Origin of the sequence: Microbacterium sp. LMI1x-1-1.1, from assembly GCF_040676205.1 — a bacterium.
Taxonomy (GTDB): Bacteria; Actinomycetota; Actinomycetes; order Actinomycetales; family Microbacteriaceae; genus Microbacterium; species Microbacterium aquilitoris.
The window spans coordinates 1111468-1132966 of record NZ_JBEGHM010000002.1; the positions used below are offsets into that span (position 1 = coordinate 1111468).

General features: G+C 68.7%; 19 protein-coding genes. 13 read left to right on the forward strand and 6 right to left on the reverse strand.

The features are described 5' to 3' along the window. Window positions 1-71 precede the first annotated feature (71 nt). From MRBLMI1x_RS13200 to MRBLMI1x_RS13230, 7 genes are all read left to right on the forward strand, one after another. Window positions 72-1394, forward strand: coding sequence for an alpha/beta hydrolase (locus MRBLMI1x_RS13200; RefSeq protein WP_363459261.1), 1323 nt, complete (start codon window positions 72-74; stop codon window positions 1392-1394). Then, window positions 1391-3949: a bifunctional lysylphosphatidylglycerol flippase/synthetase MprF gene (locus MRBLMI1x_RS13205; protein ID WP_363459263.1), complete on the forward strand. Its 2559-nt coding sequence runs from the start codon at window positions 1391-1393 to the stop codon at window positions 3947-3949. Before MRBLMI1x_RS13200 ends, MRBLMI1x_RS13205 begins: the two co-directional genes overlap by 4 nt. A 72-nt stretch (window positions 3950-4021) precedes the next feature. After that, window positions 4022-5059 (forward strand): iron-siderophore ABC transporter substrate-binding protein, encoded by a 1038-nt coding sequence (locus tag MRBLMI1x_RS13210; protein WP_363459265.1) that lies wholly within the window; start codon window positions 4022-4024, stop codon window positions 5057-5059. Between the two features lie 19 nt (window positions 5060-5078). Continuing rightward, entirely contained in the window at window positions 5079-6125 is a 1047-nt protein-coding gene (locus MRBLMI1x_RS13215; protein WP_414685626.1) for a FecCD family ABC transporter permease, read from the forward strand. Continuing rightward, the gene (locus MRBLMI1x_RS13220; RefSeq protein ID WP_020097498.1) at window positions 6122-7171 is read left to right on the forward strand and encodes a FecCD family ABC transporter permease; all 1050 of its coding nucleotides are present in this window, start codon (window positions 6122-6124) and stop codon (window positions 7169-7171) included. Before MRBLMI1x_RS13215 ends, MRBLMI1x_RS13220 begins: the two co-directional genes overlap by 4 nt. After that, window positions 7168-7992 carry an ABC transporter ATP-binding protein gene (locus MRBLMI1x_RS13225; RefSeq protein WP_363459267.1) on the forward strand — a complete coding sequence of 275 codons (825 nt, stop codon included), beginning with the start codon at window positions 7168-7170 and terminating at the stop codon, window positions 7990-7992. The genes MRBLMI1x_RS13220 and MRBLMI1x_RS13225 overlap by 4 nt, the downstream gene beginning before the upstream one ends. A 15-nt stretch (window positions 7993-8007) precedes the next feature. Continuing rightward, window positions 8008-8913 carry a siderophore-interacting protein gene (locus MRBLMI1x_RS13230; RefSeq protein WP_363459269.1) on the forward strand — a complete coding sequence of 302 codons (906 nt, stop codon included), beginning with the start codon at window positions 8008-8010 and terminating at the stop codon, window positions 8911-8913. Window positions 8914-8974: 61 nt separating this feature from the next. Here MRBLMI1x_RS13230 and MRBLMI1x_RS13235 read toward each other — a convergent pair whose 3' ends face one another. Genes MRBLMI1x_RS13235 through sufB form a run of 5 tightly spaced genes read right to left on the reverse strand, consistent with a single transcriptional unit; the run spans window position 8975 to window position 13039 of the window. After that, entirely contained in the window at window positions 8975-9304 is a 330-nt protein-coding gene (locus MRBLMI1x_RS13235; RefSeq protein ID WP_018186520.1) for a metal-sulfur cluster assembly factor, read from the reverse strand. Between the two features lie 9 nt (window positions 9305-9313). After that, window positions 9314-10084, reverse strand: coding sequence for a Fe-S cluster assembly ATPase SufC (sufC, locus tag MRBLMI1x_RS13240; RefSeq protein ID WP_116229242.1), 771 nt, complete (start codon window positions 10082-10084; stop codon window positions 9314-9316). 14 nt (window positions 10085-10098) lie between these two features. Continuing rightward, window positions 10099-10428, reverse strand: a complete 330-nt coding sequence (locus MRBLMI1x_RS13245) for a non-heme iron oxygenase ferredoxin subunit (protein WP_018186518.1) — start codon at window positions 10426-10428, stop codon at window positions 10099-10101. After that, entirely contained in the window at window positions 10425-11621 is a 1197-nt protein-coding gene (gene sufD / locus MRBLMI1x_RS13250) for a Fe-S cluster assembly protein SufD (RefSeq protein WP_363459272.1), read from the reverse strand. The genes MRBLMI1x_RS13245 and sufD overlap by 4 nt, the downstream gene beginning before the upstream one ends. Further along, complete coding sequence (gene sufB / locus MRBLMI1x_RS13255; protein ID WP_036308589.1) at window positions 11621-13039, reverse strand: Fe-S cluster assembly protein SufB; 1419 nt, start codon at window positions 13037-13039, stop codon at window positions 11621-11623. Before sufB ends, sufD begins: the two co-directional genes overlap by 1 nt. Before the next feature lie 220 nt (window positions 13040-13259). Here sufB and MRBLMI1x_RS13260 point away from each other — a divergent pair, with 220 nt between their 5' ends. Both MRBLMI1x_RS13260 and MRBLMI1x_RS13265 read left to right on the forward strand, forming a co-directional pair. Then, the gene (locus MRBLMI1x_RS13260) at window positions 13260-14189 is read left to right on the forward strand and encodes a COX15/CtaA family protein (protein WP_018186515.1); all 930 of its coding nucleotides are present in this window, start codon (window positions 13260-13262) and stop codon (window positions 14187-14189) included. Window positions 14190-14284: 95 nt separating this feature from the next. After that, on the forward strand, window positions 14285-14653 hold the full coding sequence (locus MRBLMI1x_RS13265) for a dinucleotide-utilizing enzyme (protein WP_363459274.1): 369 nt from the start codon (window positions 14285-14287) through the stop codon (window positions 14651-14653). 22 nt (window positions 14654-14675) lie between these two features. On the opposite strand, the gene MRBLMI1x_RS13270 is transcribed toward MRBLMI1x_RS13265, so the two are convergent. Next, a complete protein-coding gene (locus MRBLMI1x_RS13270) occupies window positions 14676-15602 on the reverse strand; it encodes a heme o synthase (RefSeq protein ID WP_018186513.1) in 927 nt (308 codons plus the stop codon). A gap of 219 nt (window positions 15603-15821) precedes the next feature. Between MRBLMI1x_RS13270 and tkt the strand changes: the two genes are divergently transcribed. The 4 genes from tkt to MRBLMI1x_RS13290 are packed head-to-tail and all read left to right on the forward strand — an operon-like array spanning window position 15822 to window position 21492. Beyond that, complete coding sequence (gene tkt / locus MRBLMI1x_RS13275) at window positions 15822-17903, forward strand: transketolase (RefSeq protein ID WP_311870578.1); 2082 nt, start codon at window positions 15822-15824, stop codon at window positions 17901-17903. Further along, complete coding sequence (gene tal / locus MRBLMI1x_RS13280; RefSeq protein WP_116229245.1) at window positions 17900-19012, forward strand: transaldolase; 1113 nt, start codon at window positions 17900-17902, stop codon at window positions 19010-19012. Before tkt ends, tal begins: the two co-directional genes overlap by 4 nt. 3 nt (window positions 19013-19015) lie before the next feature. Beyond that, window positions 19016-20563 (forward strand): glucose-6-phosphate dehydrogenase, encoded by a 1548-nt coding sequence (zwf, locus tag MRBLMI1x_RS13285; RefSeq protein ID WP_116229246.1) that lies wholly within the window; start codon window positions 19016-19018, stop codon window positions 20561-20563. Continuing rightward, complete coding sequence (locus tag MRBLMI1x_RS13290) at window positions 20560-21492, forward strand: glucose-6-phosphate dehydrogenase assembly protein OpcA (RefSeq protein WP_018186509.1); 933 nt, start codon at window positions 20560-20562, stop codon at window positions 21490-21492. The genes zwf and MRBLMI1x_RS13290 overlap by 4 nt, the downstream gene beginning before the upstream one ends. Window positions 21493-21499 lie beyond the last annotated feature (7 nt).

A 21499-nucleotide genomic window follows, 5' to 3' on the forward strand; every position in this document is an offset into this window, starting at 1 on the left:
TCCCCGCGATGTGCCCGGTCCGTGACGGGTTGGGCGGACGTCAGAACCAGACTGGGCGGGTAAGGAGCTCCATGAACGTTCTGCTGGACGTCGACATCACCGACGGTCCCGTCGTGGTCCTCGTCTACCTCCTGGCGGCTGCCTCCTTCGTCACGATGGTGGCACGAAGGCCCTCGGCCCGCTGGCGGCGGCGGCCCTGGCTCGCGACGGCAACCATCTCGACGCTTCTCGGCGGGATGATCGGGTGGGGTCTCACGTGGCTGCTGTCCGATCGCCTCGATCTCTTCGACGCAGACCTGACGCCGGTCGTCCGCGGGTGGGTCATCGCGTGCTCCGGCGCCCTCGGCGTCGCCATCGCCTCGCTCTGGCACCCGACCTGGCCGCGGGCGATCGCGAGCGCCGCCGCCGCGGCTCTGTTCGTGGGGACGGCCGCGATGGGTGTGAACATCGACTTCGGCCAGTATCCGACGATCGGCAGCGCCCTCGGTATCACCTCGATCGACGAGGGGTTGCCTCCCCTGGCCACCGACGGCGAGGACGCACCGTCGATCGCGTCCTGGCAGGAGCCGGAAGGGATGCCGGAGCGCGGCCGGCTCGCCTCCGTCGAGATCCCCGCCACGGTGTCCGGGTTCGTCGCCCGCCCGGCGGTGGTCTACCTGCCCCCCGCGGCACTGGTGCGGCATCCCCCGCGCCTGCCTGTCCTCATCGTGATGTCGGGTCAGCCCGGCTCCCCCTCCGACCCTCTCCTCACCGATCACCTCCGCGACCATCTCGATGCCTACGCGGCTGCCCATCGCGGGCTGGCGCCGATCGTCGTGTCGCCGGACCAGCTCGGCTCGCCGGGCACCAATCCCCTGTGCATCGACTCCGCGCGCGCCGGCAACTCGGCGACCTATCTGACGGTGGACGTGCCCCGCTGGATCCGCGCGCACCTGCCGGTCACGCTCGCCGCCGGCTCGTGGGGCGTGGGCGGTCTCTCGCAGGGCGGGACGTGCGCGAGCCAGCTCGGCGCGGAGCACCCCGAGCTCTTCGACGCGATCCTCGACGCCTCCGGCCAGCTGCATCCGTCCCTCGGACCCGACGAGAAGACCATCGCGGAGGGCTTCAGCGGAGACGCCGGCGCGTTCGCGGCCGCCGCCCCATCGGCCATCATGGCTGCGCACGCTCCCTACGCCGACACGATCGCCGTCTTCGGCGTCGGCGCACAGGACAACCGCTTCCGCCCGGGCATCCGGACCCTGGTCTCGGACGCGCGGGCCGCGGGCATGGAGACCCACTACATCGAGGTGCCGGACACGGCGCACGACTCCCATGCCTGGAGCGCGATCCTCTCGCGCGGTCTGGTCCTGATCGCCGACCACTGGGGATTCGATCACCAGGGACTCGACCGATGACGGCGGCGGAGCCCGCGGCATCCGGGTTCACCGACCGGTGCCGCACCGCGGGTCGCAGCGCAGCGCGCCTGGCCCGATCCGTCCCCGTCACCTGGGCGATCGCCGCGGTCGTCACCCTCGCCAGCGTCTACCGCTTCACACGGCCGGCGGGCGACTTCCGCCGCACGCTCGATGCGATCGCGTCGACCGGGTTCGATACCGTCCTGCTCAACCACGACTGGCTCTCGGTGTTCACCGCCGTCTTCTTCGTCCCGAAGCCCGGCGGCCTGTTCCTCACCCTTCTCGCGGTGATCGTCGGGATCGGGTGGAGCGAACGCCGGATGGGCCATGTCCGCACTCTCGCGGTGTTCGCCGCGGTCACGGTGCTCGGGATAGCCCTTGGCCTGTCCGCGCAGGCGCTCGGGCTCGCATCCAACCTGTACGGCGCGCAGGCGACCCGCGGGCATCACGTGTTCGACCCGACGATCGCGGTGGCCGGCACCATGATGGCGGCGAGCGCCTTCGCCCGTCCTCTCCTGCGCCGACGGGTGCGGATCATCGGGTTCGCCGTCCTGTCGGTGCTCGTCCTGTACGCGGGCGCGCCGGCCGACCAGTACCGGCTGGGCGCCGGCGTCGCCGGCGTCCTCGCCGGTCTCCTGCTGACTCACCGTCGCCCCGAGATCAAACGGCCTCGCGCGACCCGCCGCGAGGCGCGCACGCTCCTCTCGGCGGTCGTCGCCGTGACGGCGCTCGGTCCGCTGGTATCGATCCTCGCGCCGCACAGCATCGGCGTCCTGAACCCGCTGGGCTCGCTGTTCCGCGACCCGCTCCGCGATCCCACGTTCGTGGCGGCGCGCTGCGAGACGGGCGATGTCACCCGTCAGTGCCTGGATGCCGTCGCGCTGACCCGCCTGGACGGACCGGGTGCTGTGCTCGTCACCCTGCTTCCGTTGGTCGCCCTGCTGCTCGCCGCGCGCGGCATCCATCGCGGCCGCCGCGTCGGGCTGTACCTCGCGATCGGCCTCAACATCCTGATGGCCGTCATCGCGGCGGTCTACTACGGATTCCTCCCTCTCGTCGCGTCCGGCCAGTACACGCGGTTCCAGTCGACGGCCGCCGAGCAGTTCGGCGCCTTCGATCTGGTCGCCACCCTGGTTCCGGCGGGCATCGCGATCATGCTGATGGTCGCTCGGCCGCTCTTCCCCACGAGGGACGCGGGACGCGTGGCCGTGAAGTTCGTCGGGCTGGCATTGCTCGCGTTCGTCGGAACCGCTGCCGCCTACCTCGTCGTCGCGTGGATCGTCCGGGATCAGTTCTCCCCGACTGCGTCGGTGAGCGCCCTCATCCTCGATCTTCCGGAGCACTTCATCCCGGTCGGTTTCTTGGCCTTCGAGCCGGTGGACATGGTCGCGACCGGTCCTGTGGCGATCGCCGCGTCGCAGTGGGTCGGTCCGCTCTTCTGGATCGTCCTCATCGTCATCGCGCACCGCGGGATGCAGAGCGGGTCCCCGCTCGACACGGCTCGAGGTCCTGCTCTCGCCCGCATCTCGACGCTGCTGCGAGCGGGGTCGCCGAGCACACTGTCGTGGATGACGACGTGGGAGGGGAACGAGTACTGGTTCGCACCCGGCGGCGGCGCAGTCGCGTACCGCGTGATCAACGACGTGGCCATCACCACCGGCGACCCGATCGCTCCGACGGGCGAGGGCGCCGCCGTCGCGGAAGCTTTCGCACGGCACTGCGCCCACCACGGGTGGACGGTCGCCTTCTATTCGGTCACGGACGAGCTCCGCGCAGGGCTGAGCGAGCGGGGGTACAACTCGATCGCCGTCGCGGAGGAGACGGTCATCCATCCCGCGGGCTGGTCGTTGCAGGGCGGAAAGATGAAGGACATCCGTACCGCCATCAATCGTGCGGAGAAAGAGGGACTGTCTGCGTCGTGGGTGCGCTTCGGCGATCTGGCACCGCGCCAGGCCGCGCAGGTCCGGGATATCTCAGAGATGTGGGTCGCTGAACGGGACCTCCCCGAGATGGGGTTCACGCTCGGCGGCATCGACGAACTGCTGGACGACGCCGTCATGCTCATGGTCGCCGTCGACGCTGAGGGACGCGTCCACGCCGTGACGAGCTGGCTGCCCAGCTTCAGCGACGGGCGGGTGCGCGGGTGGACGCTCGATTTCATGCGCCGGGCACCGGACAGCATGAACGGCGTCATGGAGTTCCTCATCGCGCGGACGATCCTCCGGGCCGGCGACGACGGACTCGACTTCGTCAGCCTGTCGGGAGCTCCCCTCGCGGTGGATGTGGATCCGGACGGCCAGTCGGCCTCCTTGCGCGCCATCCTGGCGGTTCTCAGCCGATCGCTGGAACCTGTCTACGGTTTCCGATCGCTCCTCCGGTTCAAGACGAAGTTCCGGCCGGAGTTCCGCCGACTGCACCTGATGTACGCGGACTCGCTCGCACTTCCCGCCATCGGACTGGCACTGGCCCGCGCGTACCTGCCCACCCTCACGGCCCGGCAAGCGGTGCGAGCGTTCGGTCCGCGGGCGACGCCGAGAGTCGCCTCTGACAGGTGACCTCTGGTTTCCGGAGCCGTCCGGCTCGGGGTAAGGTTAGGCGACCCTAATCATTCCCCTCAGGAGACCTCCGTGCCTCGCATCCGCACTGCCCTCGCCCTCGCCGCAGCATCCGTCCTCGTTCTGACCGGGTGCGCGACCAACGCCGCGCCGGCCGCGGGTGGTGGCTCATCGTCTGCAGCTGCCGGCGACGCATTCCCCGTCACCGTCGAGAACGCGTTCGGTAAGACCACCATCGCGAAGAAGCCCGAGCGCGTCGCCACGGTGGCGTGGGGCAACCAGGAAGCAGCCCTCGCCCTGGGCGTCGTTCCGGTGGGAATGCCCAAGGTGACGTGGGGCGATGACGACGGCGACGGTGTCCTGCCCTGGGTGGAGGACAAGCTCACGGAGCTCGGTGCCAAGACGCCCACGCTGTTCGACGAGGCGCAGGGCATCGACTTCGAGGGAGTCGCCGACTCCCGACCCGATGTCATCCTCGCCGCGTACTCGGGGCTGACCCAGGCGGACTACGACAAGCTCAGCAAGATCGCGCCCGTCGTCGCCTACCCGGAGGTCGCGTGGGGCACCACGTGGCAGGACATGACGATCACCAACGGCACCGCGCTGGGGCTGAAGACGCAGGCGGAAGACCTCGTGTCGACGCTGACGAAGACCCTCGACGACGAGGTGGCGAAGTACCCGGAGATCGCCGGCAAGAAGGCGATGTTCAGCTCTTTCGACCCGAGCAACCTCAGCCAGATCGGCTTCTACACGCTCGAAGACCCCCGCGCGAAGTTCCTGAAGGATCTCGGCACCGTGCCTCCGAAGACCATCGAGGAGCAGTCGAAGACCTCGAAGGAGTTCTGGATCGTCAACAGCACGGAGGACATCGAGCGGTTCAGTGACCTGCAGGTGCTCGTGACGTACGGGGACGACTCGACGCTGGCCGCCATGCAGGCGGACCCGCTGCTGTCCCGCATCCCCGCCGTGAAGAACGGGGCCGTCGTCGTCCTGCCGTCGGTGAACGACCCGCTCGCGGCAGCAGCCAACCCGACCCCGCTCTCGATCACCGACCCCCACACCGCGGAGTTCGTCAAGATGCTCGGTGAGGCGGCGAAGAAGGCTTCCTGAGCCCTTCGGATCGATCCACGTGTCCACTACTCTCGCTCCCGCCGCCACCGCGGTCCCGTCCCTGCGACGGCGACCGCGGCGTCGGCGTGTGATCTGGCTGGTCGCACTCATCGCCTTCGTGGCTGTGGCTGCAGTCCTGTCTGTGACGCTGGGGGCGAGATCCGTGGAAATCAACGACATCTGGGCAGGGTTGTCCGGGGACGTCGACACGGCATCCGCCGCCGCCGTCGCGAAGCGCGTGCCGCGGACGATCCTCGCCCTGCTCATCGGGGCGGCGCTCGCCGTGGCAGGGACCGTCATGCAGGGTGTGACGCGAAACCCCCTCGCGGACCCGCAGATCCTCGGGATCAACGGCGGCGCCTCTCTCGCCGTCGTCGTCGGGCTCGCCTTCTTCGGGATCACGGATGCCTTCGGTTACATCTGGCTCGCCATGCTCGGCGCTGCCGTCGCCGCCGTGTTCGTCTACACGGTGGGTTCGCTCGGCCGGGGCGGCGCCAGCCCGCTGAAACTTGCGCTGGCGGGCGCCGCGACCGCGGTCGCCTTCACCTCGCTGATCAGCGCGATCCTGCTCCCCCGCATCGACGTCATGAGCGTCTTCCGTTTCTGGCAGATCGGCGGAGTCGGCGGAGCATCCCCCGACAAGATCCTCCTCGTCCTCCCGTTCCTCATCGTCGGCGCAGCGATCTGCTTCGCTTCCGCCGGCGGCCTCAACTCCCTGGCACTCGGCGACGACCTCGCCGCGGGCCTCGGCGAGCGGGTGCAGACGGCGCGGCTCCTGGCCGCGCTCGGAGCCGTCATCCTCTGCGGAGCGGCGACCGCCGTCGCCGGCCCCATCGGGTTCGTCGGCCTCATCGTCCCGCACGTCTGCCGGCTTCTCGTCGGCCCCGATCACCGGTGGCTCCTGCCTATCTCGGCGCTCGTCGGTGGCGGCCTCCTCACCGTCGCGGACGTCGTCGGTCGTGTGATCGCCCCGCCGCAGGAAGTCGAGGTCGGTGTGGTCACCGCGCTCATCGGCGCCCCGTTCTTCATCGCCATCGTGCGTCGACAGAAGATGCGTGCACTGTGACCGCGGCATCCGTTCAGCAGTCGACGCTCGACCTCGTCACGCGAGGTCGAGCACGCAGAGCGCGTCGACGTGTGCTCGTCACGAGCATTCTCGTGATCGCCGTCGCGGCCACCTACCTCGTTTCGCTGATGGTGGGTCAGAGCTTCTACTCCCCCGCCGAGGTCTGGGGCGTCATCACCGGGCAGCTCGTTCCCGGCGCCTCGTTCACGGTCGGCGAGCTCCGACTGCCCCGTTCGACGGTCGGCCTGCTCGCGGGAGCCTGCTTCGGCATCGGCGGCGCGGTGTTCCAGACCATGCTCCGCAACCCGCTCGCCAGCCCCGACATCATCGGAATCAACGCGGGGGCCAGCGCCGCGGCCGTCGTCGGAATCGTGTTCCTCTCGCTCGACCAGACCCCGGTCGCGATCCTCGCCACAGTGGGTGCTCTGGTCACCGCCCTGTCCATCTACCTCCTGGCGTTCAAGGACGGCGGGGCGGGCGCCAGGTTCATCCTCATCGGGATCGGCGTCGCCGCGATCTTCAACAGCGTCGTGGCGTACGTCCTGTCGCGGGCCGCGGAGTGGGACCTCCAGGCCGCGATGCGCTGGATCACGGGCAACCTCAACGGCGCATCCTGGAACGAGGCCGTCCCTCTCGCCGTCGCCGTGGTGATCGGAGTCCCCGTCATCCTCTGGCTCTCGCGCGACCTCGAGCTGATGCGACTCGGCGACGACACCGCCGCAGCGCTCGGAGTCCCCGTCGAGCGTCGGCGCGTCATGCTCATCATCGCCGCCGTGACCCTGCTGGCGTTCGCGACCGCGGCGGCAGGACCCATCTCGTTCGTCGCCTTCCTGGCTGGCCCCATCGCGGCACGGATGCTGGGACCCGTCGGATCCCCCGTCCTCGTCGCCGGCTTGTTCGGCGCCCTCCTGGTGCTCGTCGCGGACTTCGTCGGACAGTATCTCCTCGGTCTCCGACTGCCCGTCGGCGTGGTCACGGGCGTGCTCGGCGCGCCGTACCTCATCTTCCTTCTCATCCGCAGCAGCCGCTCGGGAGGCACCCTATGACCGCCCACCGCACCCTCACCGCGGCGGGGATCTCGCTCGCCTACGGTGACCGGACGATCGTCGACACGCTGGATCTCACCGTTCCCGCAGGCAAAGTCACAGCGATCGTCGGCGCGAACGCCTGCGGCAAGTCGACCCTGCTCAAGGCGATGGCGCGCCTCCTCCCCCCCAGAGCAGGTCAGGTCCTCCTCGACGGCAAGGACATCCACCGGATGCCGACCAAGCAGGTCGCCCGCGATCTCGGATTGCTGCCGCAGTCGCCGATCGCTCCCGAGGGGATCGCCGTCTCCGACCTCGTCAGTCGCGGACGTACTCCCCACCACGGGCCGCTCGCACGCTGGACGCCGGCGGACGACAACGCCGTGGCAGAAGCCCTCGAAGCGACCGACATCGTCGCGATCGCGGACCGTCCCGTCGATGAGCTCTCCGGCGGCCAGCGCCAGCGCGTCTGGATCGCGATGGCCCTCGCCCAGCAGACGGATGTCCTCCTGCTCGACGAGCCGACGACGTTCCTCGACGTGAGCCACCAGATCGATGTGCTCGACCTGCTGACCGACCTCAACCGGTCGCGCGGAACCACCATCGTCATGGTGCTCCACGATCTCAACCTGGCCGCACGCTACGCCGACAACCTGGTCGCGATGTCCGCCGGACGGATCTATGCTTCCGGCGCTCCTGAGCAGGTCCTGACTGCGGAGACGGTCTACGAGGTCTTCGGTCTCGACAGCCGCGTCATCCCCGACCCGCTCACCGGTCGACCGCTGGTTCTCCCCATCGGTCGACACCACGTCCCCGCGCGCCTCGACGGCGCCGTCAGCTGATACCCGGAGTGACCGATGTCCCTCAACACCATGGCCTTCTTCCGTGCACCGGTGGCGTTCGTCGCAGACGTGACCCCCAGTTTCCGCCGCTTCACCTTCAAGGACACCGCGCTCTCCGCCTACGGTGACCCGGGGTTCGACCAGCGGGTGAAGATCCTCTTCCCCACTCCGACCGCGCCGATCGACTCGATGCCCACCGGTGAGGACTGGTACGACCAGTGGCGCGCACTGCCCGACGACGCCCGTCCCGTGATGCGGACGTACACGACTCGCGCCGTGCGGAACGAGGCCAACGAGGTCGACATCGACATGGTGGCGCACGACGTCATGGGCCCCGCTTCGGCGTGGATCGCCGAGGCGAAGGCAGGCGACGAGGTGCTGATCCTCGCGCCGACGACCTCCCACACGGGCGTCAATTACGGCATCGACTTCGTCCCGCCCGCCAAGACGGAGAACATCCTCCTCGCGGGAGACGAGACCGCGGCGCCCGCGATCGCCCGCATTCTGGAGCAGCTCCCCGCCGACGCTCGCGGCGTCGTCGTCCTCGAGGTGCCGCATGCCGATGACATCGCGTATCTGCCCACTCATCCGGGATTCGAGCTCATCACCGCGGCCCGGGCGGGCGAGAACCGCCGACACGATCACCTCATCGCCGCCGTCAGCGAGGTCGCCCACCGTCTCGCACCCCGCGGTATCGGTGCGGAGGTCGAGGAGATCGACGTCGACCACGACATCCTGTGGGAGGTCCCCCGCACGGCGAAGGGTGGAGCCGCCCTGAAGAGCGCGCCGCTGTACGCGTGGCTGGCCGGCGAGGCCTCAGCCATCAAGGCACTGCGTCGTCACCTGGTGAGCGAGGTCGGCGTCGACCGCCGTGCCGTCGCCTTCATGGGCTACTGGCGACTCGGCCGGTCGGAGAACTGAAGAAGCGGTGCGACACAGTCGCACCGCTTCTTCCATCGGCCGGGTGGCCGCGGTCTTCGGGTCAGATCGAGAATCCGAGCGCGCGCATCATGTCGCGACCGTCATCGGTGATCTTCTCCGGTCCCCACGGCGGCATCCAGACCCAGTTGATACGGAATCGGTCCACGACGCCGTCGAGCGCCTGGCCGGTCTGTTCCTCGAGGACGTCCGTCAGGGGGCAGCCGGCCGACGTCAGGGTCATGTGGATGACGAGTGCGTCGTTCTCGTCGTCCCATCCCAGGTCGTAGATCAAGCCGAGGTCGACGATATTGACCCCCAACTCGGGGTCCATGACGTCCTTGAGCGCCTCGGTGACCTCGTCGTACTTCTCGGGTGCGAGCGTCTCGGTCATGCGACGATCCTAGGCCTGCTCGCCGCCGACCGGGGCGAGGAAACGGTCGTAACCCTCGTCCTCCAGCCGCGCTGCGAGCTCCGGGCCGCCTTCCTCAGCGACGCGACCGTTCACGAGGACGTGGACGAAGTCGGGCTGGATGTAGCGGAGGATGCGGGTGTAGTGGGTGATGAGCAGGACGCCCATGTCGCTCTCCTCCTTGGCGCGGTTGACGCCCTCGGAGACGATCTTGAGCGCATCGACGTCGAGGCCGGAGTCCGTCTCGTCGAGGATGGCGAGCTTGGGCTTCAGGAGCTCGAGCTGCAGGATCTCGTGGCGCTTCTTCTCGCCGCCGGAGAAGCCCTCGTTGACGTTGCGGGCGGCGAACTTCGGGTCCATGCGCAGGTTCTGCATGGCGCCCTTCACGTCCTTCGTCCACGAGCGGATCGACGGCGCTTCGCCGTCGATCGCCGTCTTGGCGGTACGCAGGAAGTTCGTGACCGTCACACCGGGGATCTCGACCGGGTACTGCATCGCCAGAAAAAGACCGGCGCGCGCACGCTCGTCGACCGACATCGCGAGGACGTCCTCGCCGTCGAGGGTGATGGTGCCACCCGTGACGGTGTACTTGGGGTGGCCGGCGATCGTGTACGCGAGCGTCGACTTGCCGGAGCCGTTCGGGCCCATGATGGCGTGGGTCTCGCCCGTGCGGACGGTGAGGGTGACGCCGTTGAGGATCGGGGTCTCGCCGGCTTCCGTCTCGACGGTCACATGGAGGTCGCGGATCTCGAGGACAGACATGTCAGCTTCTTTCTTCAGTTCACGGCTTTGGTCACGGCGGGATCGATGAGGATGTCGTCCCCGTCGATCGTGACCACGTAGACGGGCACCGGCTCGTAGGCCGGGAGATTCAGGGGGCGGCCGGTGCGGAGCGAGAACGCGGACCCGTGCGCCCAGCATTCGAGCGTTTCGCCCTCGACGAAGCCGTCCGCCAGCGAGATGTCACCGTGCGTGCAGGTGTCGCCGATCGCGTGGACCTCGCCCTGACCGTCGAGCACCACGGAGATGGCGACACCGCCGACCTCGACGCGCACGGCGGTGTCCTGCTCGAGCTCGCTCAGCTGGAGCACCTTCTCGGCGGTCATCGCGTGACCTCCCCGACGAGCTCCGCCTCGATGGCGGCGATGAACTCGTCCTCGAGGGACGGGATGCCGATCTTCTGGACGATCTCGGCGAGGAAGCCGAGGACGACCAGACGTCGTGCCTGCTCCTCGTCGATCCCGCGGGCCTGCAGGTAGAAGAGTTGCTCGTCGTCGAACCGGCCCGTCGCGCTCGCGTGCCCGGCACCGACGATGTCGCCGGTCTCGATCTCGAGGTTCGGGATGGAGTCTGCGCGAGCTCCGTCGGTGAGGACGAGGTTACGGTTCGCTTCGTAGGAGTCGGTACCGACGGCATCCGGTCCGATGAGGACGTCGCCGATCCAGACGGTCCGCGCCGAGGCACCCTGCAGCGCACTCTTGTACAGGACGTCGCCGTTCGTGTGGTCGCCCTTGTGGTGGAGGTAGACCTGGCTCTCGAGATGCTGCCCCGCGTCGGCGAACGAGAGACCGTACAGGCGTCCCTGCGCGCCGGAACCGGCGAGCTCTACCGACGGGTTCACCCGCACGAGGCCGCCGCCCAGGCTGACGACGATGTGGGTGAGGGTCGCATCGCGGTCCACGCGGGCCTGGTGCGCGGCGAGGTGCACGGCGTCGTCGTCCCATCGCTGGACCGACACGACCGTGAGGGCGGCGCCGTCACGGACGATGATCTCGACGTTCTGCGCCTGAGCGGCGGTTCCCTCGTGGCGCAGCACGACGGTACCGCGCGAATTCACCTGCGCCTCGATGACGACGTGCGCATGAGCGACGCCCCCGCGACCGGTGAGGGTCACGACGACGGGCTCGTCGATCTCGGTGTTCGCGGGGATCCGGATGAGCGGCGCCTCGGGCTCCTGAGCCCACGCGATCGCGCTGACGACATCCTCGGGGCGGAAGACCTCGCCACGGGGCGCCTCGTCCTTCTGCAGACGGCGGTGCTCGACGGCATCCGGTCCGGTCACCTCGACGCCGATGACGTCGTGCGGAGCGGGCTCGTCGGCCAGCAGCGCGGCGACGCGGTCGAGCGGCGTGTGCTTCCAGTTGACCTCGCGGCCGGTCGGCGCGCCGAAGTCGGCCGGGTCGAATGACCACGGACGCTCCGAGCGGGTCTGCACGGGAACGTTCCGGTCGGTCACTTTCGCCGCAGGGTCGATGTGGCCCTTCGCATCGGATGCGGGGGCCTTAGTCGCTGTCGTCATCAGCCGACGGATCCTTCCATGCCCATCTCGATGAGCTTGTTCAGCTCGAGGGCGTACTCCATGGGCAGTTCGCGGGCGATCGGCTCGATGAAGCCGCGCACGATCATCGCCATCGCCTCGTCCTCGGGCATGCCGCGGCTCATGAGGTAGAACAGCTGCTCCTCGCTGACCTTCGAGACGGTCGCCTCGTGGCCGAGCTGGACGTCGTCGACGCGGATGTCGATCGCCGGGTACGTGTCGGAGCGCGAGATCGTGTCGACCAGCAGCGCGTCGCAGCGGACCGTGTTGGCCGAGTGGTGCGCGTTGGCGTCCACCCGCACCTCACCGCGGTAGCCGGCGCGGCCGCCGCCGCGCGCGATCGACTTCGAGACGATCGACGACTGGGTGTACGGCGCCATGTGGATCATCTTCGCGCCGGCGTCCTGGTGCTGGCCGGGACCGGCGAAAGCGACGGACAGGGTCTCGCCCTTGGCGTGCTCGCCCATCAGGTAGATCGACGGGTACTTCATCGTCACCTTGGAGCCGATGTTGCCGTCGACCCATTCCATGGTCGCGCCCTCATGGGCGACGGCGCGCTTGGTGACGAGGTTGTAGACGTTGTTCGACCAGTTCTGGATCGTCGTGTACCGAACGCGGGCGTTCTTCTTCACGATGATCTCGACGACGGCCGAGTGCAGCGAGTCGCTCTTGTAGATGGGAGCGGTGCAACCCTCGATGTAGTGGACGTAGCTGTCCTCGTCGGCGATGATCAGCGTCCGCTCGAACTGGCCCATGTTCTCGGTGTTGATGCGGAAGTAGGCCTGGAGCGGGATCTCGACGTGCACGCCCTTGGGGACGTAGACGAACGAGCCACCCGACCACACAGCGGTGTTCAGCGCGGCGAACTTGTTGTCGCCCGCGGGGATGACCGTGCCGAAGTACTCCTCGAAGAACTCGGGGTGCTCGCGCAGTGCTGTGTCGGTGTCCATGAAGATGACACCCTGCTGCTCCAGGTCCTCGCGGATCTGGTGGTAGACGACCTCGGACTCGTACTGAGCGGCGACGCCGGCGACGAGGCGCTGACGCTCCGCCTCGGGGATGCCGAGCTTCTCGTACGTGTTGCGGATCTCCTCGGGGAGGTCCTCCCACGTCTGCGCCTGCTTCTCGGTCGAGCGCACGAAGTACTTGATGTTGTCGAAGTCGATGCCCGAGAGGTCGGCGCCCCACGTCGGCATGGGCTTGCGCCCGAAGAGCTGGTACCCCTTGAGGCGGGTCTTCAGCATCCATTCGGGTTCGCTCTTGAGAGCGGAGATCCCGCGGACCACGTCCTCGTTGATACCTCGCTGGGCGATGGCACCGGCGGCATCCGCGTCGTGCCAGCCGAACTCGTACACCCCCAGGCCTTCGAGTTCGGGACGGTCGATGAGCACATCCGACATGAATTTCCTCCTCACGGGCGGCAACGGTGTCATCCGTTCCGGCATTCCCTCCCGTGAGAGGAGTGCACGAGGGGGATGCCGCTGCTGGCCGCTCTGACGACGCGATACCGCGCCTAGAATCGTTGTGCGGGCTGCGATGGGGATCGCGCTCGCCGACTGCTTCATTCTACAGGCACGGCCGTCCCCCGCGGCGTGCCGGCCCTCGCCCGGAGGCGACCCCATGCTCATCACCGCGTCGACACCGACCGCCCCGCCCGTCACGCGGATGCCGCGTCTGCTGCCCCTCGTGGCCTGGCTCTCGTTCATCGCCGAGACGCTCATCATCGGCACCGGCGGCGCCGTCCGGCTCACCGGCTCCGGCCTCGGCTGCCCTACGTGGCCCACCTGCACGCCGGAATCGCTCGTGGCGACTCCCGAGATGGGCATCCACGGCGTCATCGAGTTCGGCAACAGGACGCTGACGGGGCTCGTCGGCATCCTCGCGCTGATCGTCGTCATCCTCGTGTGGCGGATGCGGCGTGCCCGCCGCGACCTGTTCGTCATGGCGCTCATCGTCCTCGGCGGCGTCGTCGCGCAGGCCATCGTCGGCGGCATCACGGTCCTGACGGGCCTGAACCCGTTCATCGTCGGCTTCCACTACGTCGTATCGCTGGTCCTCGTCTGCGTCTGCGCCGCATTCCTCGTGCGCATGAAGGAGCCGGCCGCCCCCCGCCTCCGCGTGGTACCGACGTGGTACGCCGGGCTCGCGCACGCCACGACCGCCGTCCTCGCGGTGACGATCGCTTTCGGAGTCCTCACCACCGGCGCCGGCCCCCACTCGGGCGACGCGGCGGCCGGCCGGAACGGCTTCAACGCCGAGATCCTCGAGCACGTCCACGCCTGGCCGGGATACACGCTTCTCGCTCTGACGCTCGTGCTGGTCGGCGTCGCCTGGGCGAAGCGCCTGCGGCCCCGCACGTGGATCTCCGTCCTCCTGCTCGCCGAAGCGGTCCAGATCGCGGTGGGTCTCTACCAGGCGCGCAACGGTCTCCCCGAGATCGCGGTCGGCGTCCACATGGTGCTCGCTGCACTGACGGCGGCCACCATGACCGTGGTCATCCTGCGCCTCAAGGCGCCCGTACCGGCCGAAGACGTCGCCACCTCTCACTGAAAGTTCATAGGTTCCGCATCACCTCCCGCAGGGTCCATCGACCACAGTGGCCCGGGCCGTTCGAATCCGGACGGCTCCGACCCGGAGGAGATTCGATGAACACCCGCCCCCGCCTGACCCGCAGCATCCCGTTCTGGCTGCTCGTGGCAGGCTCCCTCGCATCCAGCGCCGCCGGCGCCGTCGTCCTGATCGACAAGCTCGGGACGATGGAGACCGCGCTGACCGCCGGTACCGCGACCGGCGTGGAGGTCTATGTCGGGCAGATCTGGGCTGTCCTGGGCGCGATCCTGATCGGCGTCGGCGCGATCGGCCTCCTGTTGGCCTTCATGCTGGGCGCCCTGCGCGCCTTCGCCGTCACCCCTCAGGCGCAGACTGCACCCGAGGCGGACGACGCCATCGAGCCCGTCGACCAGCCGGAAGACCACGACACGACCGAGCCCGTCCTCGACGGCGCGGCACGCTGACCGAGTGATCGGCCCGCTGCGGTCAGAACGGCAGCAGCGGGTCGATCGCGATGGCGACGAACAGCAGCGTCAAGTACGTGATGGAGGCGTGGAACACGCGCATCGGCTGGATCTTGTCGCCGCGCACAGCACGTGCGTACAGGACGTGGGACTCGTAGATGAACCAGCCGCCGAACACGAGCGCGGACACGGTGTAGACGATGCCCATGCCGGCGACCGGGATCAGCAGGAGTGAACTCGCGATGGTCGCCCACGCGTAGAGGATGACCTGCAGGCCGACCTGTGCACCGTCGCGGGTCGCACCGAGCATCGGCACGTCGACCTCCGCGTAGTCGCCCTTGTACTTCATGGACAGCGGCCAGTAGTGCGGCGGCGTCCAGAGGAACACGAGCAGGAACAGGATGAAGGGCGTCCACGTGAGAGAACCCGTGACGGCCGACCACCCGATGATGACCGGGAAGCACCCGGCGATCCCGCCCCACACGATGTTCTGCTCGGTGCGGCGCTTGAGAAGGATCGTGTAGATCACGACGTAGAAGAAGATGGCTGCGGCGCTGAGGGCTGCGGCGACCCAGTTCGTGAACACCCAGAGCCACACCGTGGACACGATGGCGAGCGTCCACGAGAAGACGAGCGCGCCGCGGGGTGAGACCTCACCCGTGACGAGCGGTCGGTTCTCGGTGCGCTTCATGTGCGCATCGATGTCGCGATCGAGGTACATGTTGAAGGATGCCGCCGAGCCTGCGCTCATGGCGCCGCCCAGAACCGTCGCGAGGATCAGCCAGAGATCAGGGAGACCGTTCGCGGCCAGGAACATCACCGGGATCGTCGTGACGAGCAGCAGTTCGAGAACCCGCGGCTTCGTCAGCTGGACGTACGCGCGGAGGGTTCGGCCGAACGACTGTCGAGCGGGCGCGGATACGCGCGCGCCGGTGTCCGTGAGTGCCATCGCCCCTGCCGTGTAGATCGTCCCCCGAGTCTACGGCATCCTCCGCGGGCGGTACTTCTCGACGGGATCGGACGCTTCGCTGACAGCGCACGTCACAGAGCGCCGCCCCGGCCTCGGCGGGTGCCTCGGGTCGATATGCTGAAAATCCCGACGCGGGACGTCCCTCTTCTTCAATGATCAGCAGTCGTCCGCGCCGACTCACCGACGAAAGGCTTCCAGGTGTCAGAGCTGGTTTGGGACGAGATCGATCGACGCGCGGTGGACACCGCGCGGGTGCTGGCGGCGGATGCCGTCGAGAAGGTCGGCAACGGCCACCCGGGGACCGCGATGAGCCTCGCGCCCGCGGCGTACCTGCTCTATCAGCGTGTGCTGCGCCACGATCCCGCCGACACCCACTGGCTCGGTCGCGACAGGTTCATCCTGTCCGCCGGTCACTCGTCGCTGACGCAGTACGTGCAGCTCTACCTCGGCGGCTTCGGTCTCGAGCTCGATGACCTGAAGGCGCTCCGCACCTGGGGCTCGCTGACCCCCGGCCACCCCGAGTACGGCCACACGAAGGGTGTGGAGATCACGACGGGTCCGCTCGGCCAGGGGCTCGCCTCGGCCGTCGGCTTCGCCTACGCCGCCCGGTACGAGCGCGGTCTCTTCGACCCCGAGGCCGAAGCCGGCACCTCGCCGTTCGACCACCACATCTTCGTCATCGCCGGTGACGGCGACCTCCAGGAGGGTGTCACCTCGGAGGCCGGTTCGCTCGCGGGCCACCAGCAGCTCGGCAACCTGATCGCGATCTACGACTCGAACCAGATCTCGATCGAGGACGACACCAACGTCGCCTTCACCGAGGACGTGCAGGCCCGGTACGAGGCCTACGGCTGGCAGGTGCAGACGGTCGACTGGAAGAAGACCGGCGAGTACGTCGAGGATGTCGCTGCCCTCCACGCCGCGATCGAGGCCGCCAAGGCCGAGACGTCCAAGCCCTCCCTCATCGTCCTCAAGACGATCATCGGCTGGCCCTCGCCCGGCAAGCAGAACTCGGGAAAGATCCACGGTTCCGCCCTCGGCGCCGACGAACTCGCTGCCACGAAGAAGGTCCTCGGCTTCGACCCCGAAGAGAACTTCGCCGTCGCGGACGAGGTCCTCGCCCACACCCGTTCGCTCGCCCAGCGCGCAGCGACCGACCGCGCCGCCTGGCAGGAGTCCTTCGACGCCTGGGCCGCCGCGAACCCCGAGCGGAAGGCGCTGCTCGACCGCCTCGAGGCGGCAGCCCTGCCCGACGGAATCGCCGACGCCCTCCCCTCCTTCGAGGCCGGCAAGGACGTCTCGACCCGTGCCGCTTCGGGCCTCGTCCTCAACGCCCTCGCCGCCGAACTCCCCGAGCTCTGGGGCGGTTCGGCCGACCTCGCCGAGTCGAACCTGACGACGATCAAGGACGCGAAGAGCTTCATCCCGGCCGAGTGGTCCACGCACGAGTGGTCGGGCGACCCCTATGGACGCGTGCTGCACTTCGGCATCCGCGAACACGCCATGGGCGCGATCGTCAACGGCATCAAGCTGCACGGTCCGACCCGTCCGTTCGGCGGGACGTTCCTGATCTTCAGCGACTACATGCGCCCGGCGGTGCGACTGGCCGCCCTCATGAACATCCCCTCGGTGTTCGTGTGGACCCACGACTCCGTTGCCCTCGGCGAGGACGGCCCGACGCACCAGCCGATCGAGCAGCTCGCGACGCTGCGGCTCATCCCGAACTTCACGGTCGTCCGTCCCGCCGATGCGAACGAGACGGCCGCGGCCTGGCTCGAGATCCTCCGCCGCCAGGACGGCCCGACGGGTATCGCTCTCACCCGCCAGAACATCGCCGTGTTCCCGCGCGGAGAGAACGGCTACGCCACGACGGATGGCGTCGCTAAGGGTGCGTACACGCTCCTCGACGCTCCCGAGGGAGAGCCCGACGTGATCCTCATCGCCACCGGCTCCGAGGTCCAGCTGGCCGTGGCGGCACGCGAGACGCTCGCCGCCGAGGGCATCGGCGCACGCGTCGTGTCCGCACCCAGCCTCGAATGGTTCGCCGAACAGGATGCGGACTACCGCGAGTCGGTCCTGCCCGCCGCGGTCACGGCGCGCGTCTCGGTCGAGGCGGGAGCCACGGGCCTGTGGCGCGCGGTCGTCGGCGACAGCGGACGCACCGTCGGCATCGACCACTTCGGCGCCTCCGCCGATTACAAGACCCTGTTCGAGAAGTTCGGCGTCACCGCCGATGCGGTCGTCGAAGCGGCCCGCGCAACCGTCAAGGAGAACGCATGAGCACCCCCACCGAGGACCTGTCCGCCGCCGGCGTCAGCATCTGGCTCGACGACCTCTCGCGATCGCGGATCGACACCGGCAACCTCGCCCAGCTGATCGAGACGCGCGACGTCGTCGGCGTCACCACCAACCCGTCGATCTTCCAGGCCGCAATCGGCAACAAGGACGACGACTCGTACGACGCTCCGTTGCAGGCTCTTGCGGCCCAGGGCGCGGATGTCGACACGGCGATCTTCGAGATCACGACCACCGACGTGCGTGACGCGGCCGACATCTTCCGTCCCGTGTTCGACCGCACGGACGGCGTCGACGGACGCGTGTCGATCGAGGTCTCCCCCGACCTCGCACACGACACCGACGCGACCGTCGCCCAGGCGAAGGAACTGTGGGCGAAGGTCGACCGCCCGAACACGCTGATCAAGATCCCCGCGACCCTCGCGGGCCTTCCGGCCATCAGCGCCGTCCTCGCCGAAGGCATCTCGGTGAACGTGACCCTCATCTTCAGCCTCGAGCGCTACGCGGCGGTCATCGACGCGTACCTCGAGGGTGTGCGCCGGGCGAAGGAGAACGGTCACGACATCGCGACGATCCACTCGGTTGCCTCGTTCTTCGTTTCGCGCGTGGACACCGAGGTCGACAAGCGCCTCGAGGCGATCGACACGAGCGAAGCCGCAGCGCTGAAGGGCAAGGCGGGCGTCGCCAACGCGCGCCTGGCGTACGAGCTGTTCGAGAAGCGATTCGCTCAGTCGGATGCCGCCGAGCTGATCGCCGCGGGCGCGACGGTGCAGCGTCCCCTCTGGGCCTCGACCGGCGTCAAGGACCCTGCCCTTCCCGACACCCTCTACGTGACCGAGCTCGTCGCGCCGGGCACCGTGAACACGATGCCCGAGAAGACGCTCGAGGCCACGTTCGACCACGCGAAGGTCACCGGTGACACCGTCACCGGCGCCTACGAGGACGCTCACCGCGTCTTCGACCAGCTGGCGGAGGCCGGGGTCGACCTCGTCGACGTCACCCAGGTGCTCGAGGATGAGGGCGTCGAGAAGTTCATCGTCTCGTGGCACGATCTGCAGGGCACGGTGCGCCAGGCCCTCGACGGCGCGAACTGACCGATGGTTGCTGAGATCTCGCGGGGGATCAACCCCCTCCGCGATCCCGACGATCGTCGCCTCAACCGCATCGCGGGGCCGAGCGCGCTCGTGATCTTCGGCGTGACGGGCGATCTGTCGCGCAAGAAGCTCATGCCTGCCGTGTACGACCTCGCCAACCGCGGACTTCTGCCCCCCGGGTTCGCCCTCGTCGGGTTCGCGCGTCGCGACTGGGAGGACCAGGACTTCGCGAAGGTCGTGTACGAGGCGGTGCGACAGCATGCCCGCACCCCCTTCCGTGAGGAGACCTGGAACCAGCTCCTCCAGGGGATCCGTTTCGTCCAGGGCGAGTTCGACGACCCGGCATCCTTCGCTCGTCTCCGAGAGACGGTCGAGAAGCTCGACACCGAGCGCGGCACCATGGGCAATCACGCCTACTACCTGTCGATCCCGCCCAAGGACTTCCCGGTCGTGGCACGGCAGCTGCGGGACTCCGGACTGGTCGATGAGTCCGCCGGCGGAGACACGTGGCGCCGCGTCGTGATCGAGAAGCCGTTCGGCAGCGACCTGCAGACGGCCCGCGAGCTGAACGAGGCTCTCGAAGTCGCCTTCCCGGCCGACGCGATCTTCCGCATCGACCACTACCTCGGCAAGGAGACGGTCCAGAACATCCTGGCGCTCCGGTTCGCCAACGAGCTGTACGAGCCGCTGTGGAACGCGAACTACGTGGACCACGTCCAGATCACCATGGCCGAGGACATCGGCGTGGGAGGCCGTGCCGGGTACTACGACGGCATCGGCGCGGCACGCGACGTCATCCAGAACCACCTCCTCCAGCTCCTCGCTCTCACCGCGATGGAGGAGCCCATCTCCCTCGACGCAGAGCACCTGCGCGCCGAGAAGGAGAAGGTCCTCGCGGCGGTCACGCTGCCCGAGGATCTCGCGACCGCCACCGCGCGCGGTCAGTACGCCGGCGGATGGCAGGGCGGCGAGCACGTCACCGGGTTCCTCGACGAGGACGGCATGGATCCGCAGTCGAAGACGGAGACGTACGCCGCCATCAAGCTCGAGATCGCGACGCGCCGGTGGAACGGCGTCCCGTTCTACCTGCGCACCGGAAAGCGGCTCGGACGCCGCGTCACGGAGATCGCCGTCGTGTTCAAGCACACGCCCCCGCTTCTGTTCCTGCGCTCGCAGGCACTGCAGCTCGGCCAGAACGCGCTCGTCATCCGCATCCAGCCCGACGAGGGCGTGACGCTCCGATTCGGCTCGAAGGTCCCCGGCGCCGGCAACGAGGTGCGCGACGTCACGATGGACTTCGGCTACGGCCACGCGTTCACCGAGTCGAGCCCCGAGGCCTACGAACGACTCATCCTCGACGTCCTCCTGGGCGATCCTCCCCTGTTCCCCCGGCACGAAGAGGTGGAGCTCTCGTGGCGCATCCTGGACCCGGTCGAACGCTTCTGGGCCGAGCAGGACGAGCCGCTCGAGCAGTACTCCCCCGGTTCCTGGGGTCCCCCGTCCGCCGATGAACTCTTGGCCCGTGACGGCCGCGTCTGGAGGCGTCCATGATTGTCGATCTGCCCGACACCACGGTGTCCACGATCGCGAAGAAGCTCGTCAGCGTCCGCGAAGAGGGCGGCGCCGTCGCCCTCGGACGCGTCCTGACCCTCGTGATCGTCTCGACCGGAGGGTTCGACGAGGAAGCCATCGACGCCGCCAACGCGGCATCGCGTGAGCACCCGATGCGCGTCATCGTCCTCGTCGTCGAGCCGGACGCTCCGACCGGCCTCGACGCGCAGATCCGCGTCGGCGGCGACGCCGGTGCGAGCGAGGTCGTCGTCCTTCGGGCACGCGGCGAGGCCGCCGACAACCAAGAGAGCCTCGTCAACGGCCTCCTCCTCCCCGACGCGCCGGTCGTGGCCTGGTGGCCCGACGACCCGCCCACCGACCCGGCTCAGTCGCCGATCGGCCACATGGCTCAGCGACGCATCACGGATGCCTCGACCGAGCCGTTCGCACCGGACCGTCTCGCGCAGCTCGGCTCCGCGTACGCCCCCGGCGACACGGATCTCGCGTGGACCCGCCTGACGCACTGGCGGGAACAGCTCGCCGCTGTCCTGGACCAGCCGCCGTTCGAGCAGGTCTCCGCTGTCACGGTCGTGGGCGCGGGGAGTTCGCCGTCCACGGGGCTGCTCGCCGCATGGCTGCGCCTCAAGCTGGACGTCGCCGTCGAGTGGCACTACACCGACGAGGAGGAGTGGACGCACGGCATCCGATCGGTCACGCTCTCACGCGAGTCGGGCGACATCGTCCTGGAGCGCACCAGCGCGACGGATGCGACGCTCACCCAGCCCGGTCAGCCCACGCACGACATCGTTCTGCCGCGCCGGTCGCTGCGGGAGTGCCTCGCGGAGGAGCTGCGCCGTCTCGATCCCGACCTCTTGTATGGTCGAGTCATCACCGAAGGGTGGGAGCTCCTCGACCCTCCCACGAGGTAGGAGTCGC